11 protein-coding genes are annotated in these 12,054 nt (G+C 63.4%); 10 read left to right on the forward strand and 1 reads right to left on the reverse strand.

Annotated features, from left to right (window positions below):
* Nucleotide 1: 1 nt before the first annotated feature.
* The 9 genes from dmpG to BMY53_RS04970 all read left to right on the forward strand — a co-directional run bounded on the left by dmpG (nt 2) and on the right by BMY53_RS04970 (nt 9,456).
* Entirely contained in the window at nt 2-1,033 is a 1,032-nt protein-coding gene (gene dmpG, locus BMY53_RS04930; RefSeq protein ID WP_092944258.1) for a 4-hydroxy-2-oxovalerate aldolase, read from the forward strand.
* Entirely contained in the window at nt 1,026-2,132 is a 1,107-nt protein-coding gene (locus BMY53_RS04935) for an NAD-dependent epimerase/dehydratase family protein (RefSeq protein WP_092944260.1), read from the forward strand. Before dmpG ends, BMY53_RS04935 begins: the two co-directional genes overlap by 8 nt.
* Before the next feature lie 64 nt (nt 2,133-2,196).
* Nucleotides 2,197-3,552, forward strand: coding sequence for a lipopolysaccharide biosynthesis protein (locus tag BMY53_RS04940; RefSeq protein ID WP_092944262.1), 1,356 nt, complete (start codon nt 2,197-2,199; stop codon nt 3,550-3,552).
* 57 nt (nt 3,553-3,609) lie between these two features.
* Nucleotides 3,610-4,413, forward strand: a complete 804-nt coding sequence (locus tag BMY53_RS04945; RefSeq protein WP_092944264.1) for a glycosyltransferase family A protein — start codon at nt 3,610-3,612, stop codon at nt 4,411-4,413.
* Between the two features lie 5 nt (nt 4,414-4,418).
* On the forward strand, nt 4,419-5,039 hold the full coding sequence (locus BMY53_RS04950; protein ID WP_255370036.1) for an acyltransferase: 621 nt from the start codon (nt 4,419-4,421) through the stop codon (nt 5,037-5,039).
* A complete protein-coding gene (locus BMY53_RS04955) occupies nt 5,039-6,094 on the forward strand; it encodes a glycosyltransferase family protein (RefSeq protein ID WP_092944266.1) in 1,056 nt (351 codons plus the stop codon). Before BMY53_RS04950 ends, BMY53_RS04955 begins: the two co-directional genes overlap by 1 nt.
* A 2-nt stretch (nt 6,095-6,096) precedes the next feature.
* Entirely contained in the window at nt 6,097-7,014 is a 918-nt protein-coding gene (locus BMY53_RS04960) for a glycosyltransferase (protein WP_092944268.1), read from the forward strand.
* The gene (locus tag BMY53_RS04965; RefSeq protein WP_177200721.1) at nt 7,011-8,237 is read left to right on the forward strand and encodes a glycosyltransferase; all 1,227 of its coding nucleotides are present in this window, start codon (nt 7,011-7,013) and stop codon (nt 8,235-8,237) included. The genes BMY53_RS04960 and BMY53_RS04965 overlap by 4 nt, the downstream gene beginning before the upstream one ends.
* A gap of 1 nt (nt 8,238) precedes the next feature.
* Nucleotides 8,239-9,456, forward strand: coding sequence for a hypothetical protein (locus BMY53_RS04970; protein ID WP_092944272.1), 1,218 nt, complete (start codon nt 8,239-8,241; stop codon nt 9,454-9,456).
* A gap of 39 nt (nt 9,457-9,495) precedes the next feature.
* Here the strand turns inward: BMY53_RS04970 and BMY53_RS04975 are convergent, their stop codons facing one another.
* On the reverse strand, nt 9,496-11,457 hold the full coding sequence (locus BMY53_RS04975) for a CotH kinase family protein (protein WP_092944274.1): 1,962 nt from the start codon (nt 11,455-11,457) through the stop codon (nt 9,496-9,498).
* A gap of 406 nt (nt 11,458-11,863) precedes the next feature.
* On the opposite strand from BMY53_RS04975, the gene BMY53_RS25855 reads away from it, so the two are divergent.
* Nucleotides 11,864-12,040, forward strand: a complete 177-nt coding sequence (locus tag BMY53_RS25855; protein ID WP_218151179.1) for a hypothetical protein — start codon at nt 11,864-11,866, stop codon at nt 12,038-12,040.
* Nucleotides 12,041-12,054: the final 14 nt, after the last annotated feature.

Genomic DNA, 12,054 nt, shown 5'->3' on the forward strand with positions numbered 1-12,054 from the left:
CATGAGCAAGAAGATCCTGATCAGCGACCCGACGCTGCGCGATGGCAACCATGCCGTGCGCCACCAGATTTCCCAGGAACACTTTGCCGCCTACTGCAAGGCTGCGGACGCGGCTGGCGTGCCGATCGTCGAGGTCGGCCACGGCAACGGGCTCGGGGCCTCCTCGCTGCTGGTGGGCGAATGCGCACTGACGGACGAGACCATTCTGAAGACCGCGCGAGAGCACCTCACGCGTTCCAAGATGGCCATCCACGCCATTCCCGGCTTCTGCACCATCCACCGTCACCTCTCGATGGCGATGGACTTGGGTGTGGACGTGTTTCGCATCGCCTCCCACTGCACTGAGGCCGACATCACGCAACGCCACATTGAATTTGCCCGCAAACACGGCAAGGAGGTGTATGGCGTGCTGATGATGAGCCACATGGCCACGCCTGAGACGCTGGCAGACGAAGCCCGCAAGATGGAAGCCTATGGTGCTGAGGGCCTCGTGATCATGGACTCGGCTGGCGCCTATCTGCCAGCCGACGTCAGCCGTCGCATCGGCACGCTCGTGGATGCCCTGAGCATTCCGGTCGGTTTCCACGCCCACAACAACCTGGGCATGGGCGTCGCAAACTCGGTGGCCGCCGTGGAGGCGGGTGCCACCATCATCGACGGCAGCGCACGCGGCTTTGGCGCGGGCGCCGGCAATGCGCAGTTGGAGGTACTGGTCGCCGTCTTCCAGCAGATGGGTTTCGACACCGGCATCGACCTCTACAAGATGCTGGACGCCGCAGACCTCGCCGAGAAGACCATGGTCAAGTCCATGCCATACATCTCGTCCACCAGCATCGTGAGCGGCATGTCGGGTGTGTTCTCAGGCTTCATCAAGCAGGTCAACAGCATCGGCGCCGAACATGGCGTGGACCCGCGCGACATTTTCTTCGAGCTCGGGCGCCGCAACGCGGTCGCCGGTCAGGAGAGCCTGATTCTGGAAGTCGCACTGGCGCTCAAGGCCAGTCAATCGCAAGCGGAGGTAACGCATGCCTGAAAGCCTCACGTCCGCCCTTCGAAGTGACTGCCTCGCCTCGCTGGCGCTACAGCCGGCGCTCGCGCAGCGCGCTGCCGGACATCGGATCGCCATCATTGGCGGCACCGGCTTTGTCGGCACATGGATCGCGGAGATCGTGGCGGCACTCAATGACGAATTCCGTTGCGGCGTTCGCGTTGATCTGCTGGGACGCTCGGCACCGGCTTGGCGGGCGGCTCATCCACACCTGGCAGGGCGCGACGACATTCAGCTCAAGACCATTGATGTGCGCTCCTCCTTCGAGCTCGCACGCGACGCGACGTTGGTCCTTTACGCGGCGGGCGTCGCTGATCCTCGGGTGCATGCGTCAGATCCGTTTCGGGTCCAGGAAACCGCGCTGCAAGGCCTCACCCATGCGCTGGCCGCTTCGACTCGCCTCGAGCTGCTGCAGCGCTTCGTCAATGTCAGCTCTGGCTTGGTGGCGGGTACATTGCCGCAGCAAATGCAGGTGCAGGCCCGGGGACTGAAGGAGTCCGACCTCGGCCTGCTGGACTTCACCCGTGTGCACAACGTGTATGCCGAGTCCCGTCGTGCAGCCGAGAGTCTGACCAGCCTTTACGCGAGCCAATACCGCATCCCGGTCAGCACCGCGCGGGCCTTCACCTTTATCGGACCGTACCAGCCGCTGGACGCCCCTTGGGCTCTCAACAACTTCATCCGCGACGCGCTATCCGGCAACGACATCCGCCTGCATGGGGATGGCAATACCCGCCGCAGCTATCTGTACGGCAGTGATGCGGCCGCATGGCTGCTGAAGATCCTCACCGAGGGCCGTGATGGGGAGGTCTACAACGTCGGTGGCAATGAGCCGGTCAGCCATTCGCAGGTCGCCGATCTGGTCGCCGGGCTCACCGTGCCCACGCCCCAGTTGGTTTACAAGAGCCAGCCCGCAGCGGGGGGCCGCCAGCACGACTTCTTCCCGGACCTCCAGCATGTGGAGGCGACACTGGGCCTGCGCCAGGCCGTCCAGACCGAAGCGGCCATCGAGCGCGCCATGCACTGGCATGCACATCGCGTAGGCGTGGGCCGGCGTCTGCGCCCAACCATTGACGCGTCGTGACCGGCTGCTTCCCGGCCGCGCCCCGCGCCCGCACCGGGCTCAATGCCCGCGTGCGCCGCTGACCATGACGGCTGTGCCCCAAGAGCGCCTCCTGACGCGGCTTTCCCGCCTTGGCGGGCTGGACGCTCACGTCCTGAGCACGCTGCTGTTCCGCGGCTGGGCTCTGCTGGCCGGCGTCCTCACCATGCTGCTGGTGCCGCTGTGCCTGCCCAAGGAACATCAGGGCTTCTACTTCACGTTCTCCAGCCTGATTTCCATCCAGATCTTCTTCGAGCTGGGGTTCAACCATGTGATCTCTCAACTGGTGAGCCACGAGGCTGCGCTGATGCACGCCTCGACCGACCCGGCGCAGCGCCAATGGCATGCCAGTCGGCTGGCGTCAGTGCGCCACCTGGGCCATCGCTGGTACCAGGTCATGGCCATACTGTTTGCGCTGGTCGTGTTCGTGGCGGGCCTGGTGTTCTTCGAAGCGCAGAAGGCCCTGCCCGCGGGCGAGTGGTGGATGCCCTGGGCATTGATCTGCGGGGCCAGCGCGCTGAACCTCTATGCCAGCCCTCAACTGGCCATCAGCGAAGGTCTGGGCCGGGTGGACCGAGTGGCGCGCCTGCGACTCGTGCAGTCGATGGTCGGCTACGGCGCCATGTGGGTGCTACTGCTGTTGCATGCCCGGCTGTGGTCTGCCGTGCTGGTGCCGGCCGCCGGCGCGGCCCTGAGCCTTTGGTGGATCCGTCATCGTGCACACCTGCATCATCCGCGGGGGCCGACAGCGGACCTGCCGTCAGACCCGTCGGCAACCATCAGCTGGCGGCGCGACGTCTTTCCCCTGCAATGGCGCATCGCCCTGAGCTGGATCAGCGGCTATTTCATCTTCCAGATCTTCAACCCGTTCGTCTTCGCCTTCCACGGTGCGGCCGAAGCCGGGCGGACAGGGCTGGCGCTGGCGGCATATACCGCCATTCTCGGCTTGGGCATGAGCTGGGTGAATGCCTCCACGCCGATGATGTCGGCCGCCATCGCCTGCGGCGACCGAGATAAACTCCGCAGCATCTTTCGCCGCGTCGCCGTTCGGTCCATGGCCTTCACCGTGATGGCCACTCTCATCCTGGTGAGTGGGCGTGCGGCGGCCGCGTATGCCGGCCTGCCGCTGGCCGAGCGCATTGCTGACGTGCCCATTCTGCTGCTTATGGGTGGGGCCACCGTGGGAAATTGCCTAATTGGTGCAATGGCCATCTTCATGCGCTGCCACAAGGAAGAGCCGATGCTGCAGAGCGCCGTGGTCGTGGCCGTACTGACCCTGGCCGGGGTCGCCTCCACCAGCCGCTACGACGTGCACTGGCCGTTTGCCATGTATGCGGGCATCACGGTGCTTGTGGGTCTGCCGTGGACCGTCCTCATCTTCCGCCGTTACTGGCGGCGCTAAACCCGGCGGCACCTCGGCCCCCAGACCTCACCGCCCCTTCCGATTCCAAGCCTCGACATGAAGCCCTACTCCGAAGCCGAATACGCCGCGCAGGCATCACTGGTTCCCGTCACGATCTGCGTGCCGGTGTACAACGGCGAGCCCTACCTGCGCGAGTGCCTGGACTCCATCGCTGCACAGACTTTCCGCGACTTCATCGTGCTGGTCATCGACAACGCCTCCACCGACGGCACCGCTGCGCTGTGCGCCAGCTATGACGACGCGCGCTTCTTCTACCTGCGCAACGAGATCAACATCGGCTCCGGCCCCAACCACAACCGGGCGCTGGATCTGGCACGGTCGGAGTTCGTCAAACTGTTCTCGGCCGATGACGTCCTATTCCCCGACACGCTGGCTCTGCAGGTGTCCGCGCTGCAGAGACACCCCAACGCCTCGCTGGTGACGTCCGACTGCATCGTCACCGGACCGAAGCTCGAGCCGTTGAAGGAGGCTCGCTACCTCGCCGGCCCCTTGACCGGGGACGAAGCGGTCCAGTCCTGCGTACGCCTCATCGACAACAAGATCGGCGGCCCATCCAATACCTTGCTGCGGCGCAGCGCCGTGGGTGCCCAGCGCATCGACACCAGCTACAAATGGCTGGCGGACCTGGAGTTTCACTGCCGCGTGCTCACGCACGGCGACTACCTCAATACCGGCAAGCCTGGCTTCTACTACCGTCGGCATTCCGCCACCGATTCCGAAGTGGGCTGCCCGCCCGACATCCGGGAGCGAGACGAGCTGGCCTTTATCCAGCAGTACGCCCGCTCGCCGATGCCCCGCTTGCGGTTCGAGGCCCGCCGCCTGAAGCGCCGCTTCGCCTGAATCGCATGAAGTTCCTTTTTTATGCCTTGGCACTGATGGGCCACGATGCCCTGAAGTATCTGGCGCATATCCGCCAACGTGCCCGTTGGCGCCTGCGGGGCACCCGTATCGCTGCGAAGGCAGTCATCACGACCGCCCCAGGCACACGGCTGGCGCTTGGCGCCGGCGTCTCGATCGGACACGGCACGATCCTGGTGGTGGCCATGGACCCGAACGCCCCCTCGCCGCGCTCTTCGTCACTGGAGATCGGTGAGGGGACGGCGGTCAATGAATACTGCAATCTGCGCGCGGCCGGCGGCAACATCCGCATTGGACGGCAATGCCTGTTCGGCCAGTTCGTCACCCTGGTGTCGAGCAACCATGGCCTGGCCCCGGGCGTCCCGATGGCTGAACAGCCGTGGGCGTTGGACAAAACAGACATCGAGATCGGCGACGACGTCTGGCTGGGTGCCAACAGCATCGTGCTGCCAGGCGTTCGCATCGGTGCAGGTGCCGTGGTGGCCGGCGGTGCAGTGGTCTCCAAAGACATTCCGGCCGGCGAAATTTGGGGCGGTGTCCCGGCACGACGCCTGAGCAGCCGTGACAGCCGCGAGGGCGGCCACCCCTGTGCCGGAGACATCGTCTGATGATTGCCAACCTGTGGATGCTGAAGGCGCCCAACGGCATGTTCTGGTATGCGCTGGACTACATACGGGCGCTTGACCGTCCCATGCTGGTCCTGGTTCGGCCCAGCCTGATGGAGATGGCATCCCTTCAGCTCGCAGGCACACAGATGCAGGTGAAGGCCGTGGGCCTCGTTGGGCTTCTGCGGTACGCGGCCCTCGCGGCAGCGCGGGGCGAGCTGGTCTACTGTCCCACCCCCCATCCCTTGCCCTACATCAAGCGTCAGGTCGTGACCTTTCACGATGCATACCCTTTTGAAGGCCGCAACGGAGCGCGCAAACTGCAATTGCTGCTGTGGGGCCTCCGGACCTCCGGCTGCCAGGTCGCGTACATCAACCAATCGATGGCCAAGCCCTATCTGTCGGCTCAGGGCATCCCCGCGGATCGACTGATCTACGCGCCCAACATGCCCCCCCCTGCCTACACCGGCGCATCCCGCAGCGACACGAGAGGCAACGCCGTCGGCCAAAAGCCTGGCGCCGCCATTCGGCTGGCCGCCTTTGGCACGGACTCGGAAAAGAAACGCTATCCAGAGCTGCTGCACGCCCTACAACAGCCAGCCTTGCGCGATGCCATCGAACTCTGCCTGTACGGCGAGGAGAACGCCTACGTCGGCCGCCTGCGATCAGCCTACCCGCAGGCTCGCCTCTCGGTCTGTTCCCCCACGCAGCATTCTCTGCAGGACTTCCTGGCGCGGAGCGATGCCGTCATAGGCATTGCAACCAATGAAGGTTTCGGGCGGCCAGTGGCAACGGCGATCATGCAGGGCATCCCCTGCTACCTTTCGGCCTCGCCCACGTTCCGCGAGTTCTTCGACGGGCTGGCCATCCTGTCCGATGACGTCAACCACCTGCTGGCAGCCGTGCAGCGGCGAGAACGGCCAACCGCTCTCGTGCAGGTCTCGACACCCGGCTTCCTGGCAGACGCCTACAGTGCCGCCATCAACACAGCCGTTGCCCGCATCCAAGCCCTCGACGCCGGCGGCGCTGCCCGCCAGGCACCGACCTCTGCATCCTGATCATGACTATCTCGCCTTCCGCGCAGCCCAAGGTGGCCGTGCTGCTGGCCACCCACAACGGTGGCCGCTATCTGTCCGAACAGCTGGATTCCATCCTCGGTCAGAATGGTGTCCAGCCGTTGGTGGTGGCGAGCGACGATCGCTCTCGTGACGACACCGTCGCGCAGCTGGAGGCACGGGCATTCACCGGCCGTGTTGTAGTACTACCCCCTTCTGAGCTGCCGCTGGGCAATGCCAACCGCAACTTCATGCGGCTCATCCACGACGCTCCCCTGGAGGATGCGGACTTCGTCGCCTTTTCCGACCAGGACGACATCTGGCTGAAGGACAAGCTCCTGGTGGCCACTCAGCGCCTCGCGGCGGACGGCGCGGATGGCTACTCCAGCAACATCACGGCCTTCTGGCCGGATGGCCGTCGCAAGCTGCTGATGAAGTCTCAGCCCCAGCGCCGAAACGACCACTTCTTCGAATCCGCCGGGGCCGGCTGCACCTTCGTCCTGACACGCCGGGCATTCGACCAACTGAGGGCATTGGTACGGGCTGACTATGAGAGGGCGCGGCGCCTGCGGATTCATGACTGGACGATCTATGCCTTCGTGCGATCACATGGCATGCGCTGGATCATTGATCCAAGGTCAGCCATAGAATACCGTCAGCACGGTCTCAACGAACTGGGCGCCAACGTCGGGTTGCGGGCTGCGCGCAGCCGCTTCCGCCAACTGCATGATGGCAGCTTCCGCATGGAGACGCTGCGCATGGCGGATGCATTGCAGATCAAGGACGACATCATGCAACGGCTGGAGCGGCTGACGCCCTGGGACCGACTTGTGTTGGCGACCCGCTCGCGTGAATGTCGCCGCCGTGGGCTGGATGCGTTCATGCTGGCAATCTTCTTCCTCATCACCCGCAGGTCGGCATGAGCAAACCGACCGCTGCAGTGCAGAAGAGCCTGACCGTCGGTTCAGACGGGGCCGACTGGTCGGAACGGCCCGTGCTGTTCATCAGCGAGGCCACCGCCTTCGGTGGTCACGAGTCCATGGCGCTGCGTGCCGCGGCCGGTCTCTCGCGCTCAGGCGTGCCGGTGGGTTTCCGCTTCTGGGTCGGCAATGAACGGCTGCGCCGCGCCATTGCCGCCGAGAACGCCCAAGGTGCCTCGATCACGCTGGACGACTCGGCTGCCGCCGACATCCGCCTGGGTTCATGGCGGACCTGGCAGCGCGGCGTGGAGATAGCCGAGGCTCGACGATTCCTCGCCAAAGACTCGTCCTTTGCGCGAGTCCTGGTCCAGGGCCGTATCGACTCCGGTCTGGTCACCCTCAACGCCGCCGCCGAGCTCGGCCTTCCCCTCATCTCCTACCTGCCCATGGCCCACACACTGTCGCAGATGGGTGTGGGCACACTGCCCGGCCTGCGCGAGCGGGTGCTACGCGGCCTGTACAAGAAGGTGCCGGCCTACATCACCATCGATCCGGCGGTCGAGCGTGATCTTCGTGCGCGCCACGCGCGCGCTCCGATCGAAGTCGCCGAGAACTGGGTGCCGGCGCCTCCCACCCGTCGGCCCCTGCGGGCATCGGCCCGGGCGCGACTCCACCTGCCCGAAGCAGGGCCGACTGTCGGCACCATCGGCCGCATCGATTTCCGGCAGAAAGGCCATGACCACTTCCTGAGGGCCATGGCGTCGCCACCGGGGCGCGAGCGCCCCCTGAACTGGTTGATCGTCGGTGATGGACCGGACGCAGCCCAGCTTCGCGACATGATCAGTGCGCTGGGTCTGTCCAACCGCTGCCATCTGCTGCCGTGGGTTGAGGGTGGCATGGACGAGGTCTATGCCGCAGTGGATGCCGTGGTGCTGCCCTCCAACTTCGAAGGCGTGCCTCTGGTCATGATGGAAGCGCTAGCTCGCCAGGTGCCCGTGGCCGGTTCCGACATTGACGGCATGGCTGCCTGGCTGCCTGCCTTTGCCCAATTTGACCGCCACCAGCCGCTTCAGGTGCTGGAGGCCGTCAGCCAAGCCCTGGATCCTGCCCACCGACCGGCTTTCGAACCAGCGTTCGCCCGGGCGACGGCTGCCACCGACGTGCGGACTTTTGTGGCTCGCTGGGCACTGGCGCTACAGTCGCTTGCTTCCGCGATGAGCCGCTGACATGTCGTTGTTCTTCATCATCAGTGCCGTGTTCTTCACCTTCCCCTTGCTGTCGCCAGCAGTCGGGATGGTGCTCTATCCGTTCCTGCTGCTGGGTGTGCGGGACGCCATCGACTGGCGAATCCCGACCTCGCGACTGCTGCCGCTGATGGTCTGCGGCGCTGCTGGCATGGCGGTGCTTGGGCTCGTGGATCCCGTCTCTGCCGCTCGAACCACGGCGTTCTTCTGCGGCCTTTGTTTTCTGCATGTGGCCATGCAGCATCCCGCCAAGCGGGAATTCATGCTGAGCCTGATGAAACTGCACGCCTGGGTGGTGATCGCCCAGTTGCTGCTGGTGCTCATCGGCGTGGAAATCGACTTTTCCCAGGTACTCCGCGCCATTTACGGGCCACTGCTGCCGCCGACGGGCATCCACATTGACTACAACGCATTCTCCCAGTTCGACCTGTTCCTTCCGCGGGTGGCAGGTCTGAGCCGGGAACCGGCCTTCGCGTCGGTGCTGTTCGTTGGCATGACTTTCATCGCCCTGCGCATGCGCCGGCGCCTCCTGGCAGGGCTGTTCACCGTCGCTACGCTATGCACTCTGTCCAAGATCGTCTTCCCGTTGATCCTGGCGCTGCTATTCGTTTGGCGCACGCCGGCAGAACAAACGCGTACCTGGCGCAGCATGACGCTGAACTTCCTGTTCTTCGTCGCCATTCATTTGGTCGTGATTGCCGGAGTGGCGTTCTTCATCGAAGAGACCGAGCTGGCCATGCAACTCGATGCATCGTTCTATCACCGCATCATCGGCCTGCACACCTTCGCCACGCAATGGGACGTGATCCACTGGTTCGGCAACGGTATTGACGATCTGTCCCGAGCGGACATCTTCCAGAACTACGAGTTCCTCGATGACCGGCGCGCCTTCCTGGATGGCAGCGTGACCTCAAAGCTGGCCGCTGACTTCGGTTATGCCGCCCTGTTCCTCTACGCGCTGCTGGTGTCCTTTCTGTGTACGCGCTGGACAGCAGTGCTGGCGGTGGCCATCGGCGGCATCTTCATCAACCTGATCAGTGTCTCGCCGGCCACCATCATGTTCTTCTGGGTGGCGACCGGGCTGTTCGCCCAGGCGCTGGGCGAGGCCCATGACGTGCAGCCCGGTCCATCCCTGCTACGCCGGATCGCCTTCCAGCTTCATCCGGGCCGGCTAGCGGCCTACGTGCTCAGGCCACGTTGAGACAGGTGCGGAACCGGCACTGCGGCGCCCGCCCTACCTTCACAGGCGTCCGGCACTCGACGACACACGCTGCGGTGCCGACACGGCGGGGACGAATTGGGTATCCATCCAGGCCGTGCGCAGCTTTAACCAAGTGCTCAGGTAGTTGATCTCACCGCTGTAGCTGCCCGTCACAACCGCATTGGGCCAGACATAGGTATTGAGGATGTCCCAGGTCTGGAAGTTTCGCGCCTGGGCGCCATCCAAGGTCACGGCGCTCGAGGCGATGAAGCGCTGCAGATCCGGCATGCGGCTGCTCAGGTAGGCCCAACGTGCGGTGACATGCTTGGCAAACACCGGGTCCTGAAGCAGACGCGTGACATAGGCACTGGCGCCGCGCACCCACCAACCCTCGACTGAATCATTGCCGTTATAGTTGATGTTGCCGGCCGTCAAATCGAAGTCCCACAGCGGCCCGAACACCAGAGGACCATTGTTCTTGCGAGTGACAAAGGTGCTGCTAAAGAAGGCGTCATTGTTCTTGAGCAGCTCGTTGATCAGGTAGAAATCGACCAGAGCCTCCGTATCCAATTGGCTGGTGTATCCACCGGCCTTGTGGGCGGCGAAGTCGTCGGCGAACAGCGTCTGCTCGAAGCGCGCGATCACCTGCTGGATCAACGGAATCTGGCTCTCGGTCACATCGGACTGGATGGTGTAAGGCACGTTGGCGGTAGCCGAATAGAACCAGTCATCCGCATCCAACCGCGAATCGATCTCGAGCAGGAATCCCGCCGGGTCCGTGTCCGTCGGGGCGTCACTGCCAATTTCCACGCGGGCACCGGCCGTCTTGATGGTTTCTACCAGCTGATAGACGCCGGCGTACTGGCCATTCAGTGTCAGTTCGACGAAACGGGAGTTCGGTGTGTAGGCCAAACCTGTTGTCGTCCCCAAGCAAAAGGCCACGGCATTACGCAGCAGCGTCTTGTCCGCGTAGTTGGCCAGCAACGCCCATTCCTTGTCCGCCGCCATGCCCAGCAGCGAAGCTGCCTTGCCCAGTTTCAGTTTGTAGGGCTTCTTTGGCATCTCCCAGGTCGTGTTGCCCCGACCCCGGATGGAAGTGTCTACGTCGATGGCATCGCCATACGCGGCACTGGTGGCGGTTCTCAGGCGCGCGGAGACATAGGTCTCCTTGGAATCAATGGGTGCATTGTTGACCGTATCGATGTAAATAGGCAGCGGCGTATTGACGTTGCATTGAGACGGATTGATGGCCTGGTTGACCTCTTCATTGATCGTGCGCGATGTGACGGTCGGCAGCATGCGGCCATTGTCAGCATCCACATAACGGCCAATGATGGCCAGGACCTTGCGGCCCAACTGATCGGTGAGAGCAGCAATCCCGGTAGAGACATCATCGGCAGCCTGGGCAGAGGCCCGGCCTGCGTTACCTGCGGGCGCCTCCTGGGCAAGCTGGATATAGGCCTGCGTCCCGGTCTGAAGCGCCGTCTGCGAAGAAGTGACGATGCTGTCCACGCCGGTGTAAACGCTACTGTCATAGCCTTTGAGCAGGTCTGCACTGCTTGTGAGGCCGAACAGGGTGCTGATTTTCTCCACTGCCGCTGTCAATCCTGCAGAGGGCTCCAGACGCCATTGCGTCACCACCAGTGAAGTCAGCCCGTTGATCGCGGTGGCCGTGGCAGGAGCCGAGAGGCGGAAGGTCCCCGCGGTTGCCAGCGTAGTCACGGCGGTCACCTGTTCGGCCACCAAATACTTATTTTCCAATGTAGTGCCGTGGGGCAGGGTGATGCGGAACGACCCCGTGGTATCCGCCATGACACTGGTTTCAGAGGCCTCGCAGCTTAGATTGGCATTGCTGTCCAGGCAGACCTTCCAGCTAAGCCCTTCCGGGTGGGACAGTTGCCCCGACAGGATCCGATCCGGCTCCCCACCACCACAGGCACTTAAACCACACACGGCCAATGCAATAGCCAAGCCGACCTTGTGGCCTCCCTCTCGCGTCATCTTCTCCACTCCCGAAAGTCTATTTATGGCGGACGGGCACTCGCATCACGCGTTGCCGTCACTGACGGGGGTGAGTCTAAAAGCCGAAGATGCACCAAGTTACCAATTAATGACTTTTATAGGCAAAGCTGTCGCAACCGTGCGGCGCACGTAATTGGCACTGCAAACATCGCCCATCCGGGCGCCTAACGCGCCGAATGAAAGGTTTTCGCACACTTTCTGAACCATACCAATTGCGCTGAAACCTCACGTATTTCCGGCGCACATCAAGATAGTTGCCGCCTCGGTCCCGACCCAGTCGAATTCGCTCAACACAACATTCACTCGTTCAATCGCTATGCCTACGGCTACAACAACCCACTGAAGTATGTGACCCCCGACGGCGGCAGATGAAGGCAGACACCTGATGGGCGCCAAGGACAAATACATGGAGTCCAAGGATGCCAACGGCAATCGCCAGGCACCACCGAAGCGCGGCTATGAAGGCAATGTGATGGCCGATTCGACCGGCAGGGCAAGTGGCGAGAACATCTTGGACATCATCGAGAATGCCACCGCCAGCTTCCTCCAATGGCTGGGCTGACTTCTGGGGAGTTT

The sequence above is a fragment of the Roseateles sp. YR242 genome (assembly GCF_900109745.1).
Classification (GTDB): domain Bacteria; phylum Pseudomonadota; class Gammaproteobacteria; order Burkholderiales; family Burkholderiaceae_C; genus Roseateles.

Excerpts from the sequence above, each read along its gene's own strand:
- dmpG (WP_092944258.1), top strand. The coding sequence starts at position 2 with ATGAGCAAGAAGATCCTGATCAGCGACCCGACGCTGCGCGATGGCAAC.
- BMY53_RS04935 (WP_092944260.1), top strand. The coding sequence starts at position 1,026 with ATGCCTGAAAGCCTCACGTCCGCCCTTCGAAGTGACTGCCTCGCCTCG.
- BMY53_RS04940 (WP_092944262.1), top strand. The coding sequence starts at position 2,197 with ATGACGGCTGTGCCCCAAGAGCGCCTCCTGACGCGGCTTTCCCGCCTT.
- BMY53_RS04945 (WP_092944264.1), top strand. The coding sequence starts at position 3,610 with ATGAAGCCCTACTCCGAAGCCGAATACGCCGCGCAGGCATCACTGGTT.
- BMY53_RS04950 (WP_255370036.1), top strand. The coding sequence starts at position 4,419 with ATGAAGTTCCTTTTTTATGCCTTGGCACTGATGGGCCACGATGCCCTG.
- BMY53_RS04955 (WP_092944266.1), top strand. The coding sequence starts at position 5,039 with ATGATTGCCAACCTGTGGATGCTGAAGGCGCCCAACGGCATGTTCTGG.
- BMY53_RS04960 (WP_092944268.1), top strand. The coding sequence starts at position 6,097 with ATGACTATCTCGCCTTCCGCGCAGCCCAAGGTGGCCGTGCTGCTGGCC.
- BMY53_RS04965 (WP_177200721.1), top strand. The coding sequence starts at position 7,011 with ATGAGCAAACCGACCGCTGCAGTGCAGAAGAGCCTGACCGTCGGTTCA.
- BMY53_RS04970 (WP_092944272.1), top strand. The coding sequence starts at position 8,239 with ATGTCGTTGTTCTTCATCATCAGTGCCGTGTTCTTCACCTTCCCCTTG.
- BMY53_RS04975 (WP_092944274.1), bottom strand. The coding sequence starts at position 11,457 with ATGACGCGAGAGGGAGGCCACAAGGTCGGCTTGGCTATTGCATTGGCC.
- BMY53_RS25855 (WP_218151179.1), top strand. The coding sequence starts at position 11,864 with ATGGGCGCCAAGGACAAATACATGGAGTCCAAGGATGCCAACGGCAAT.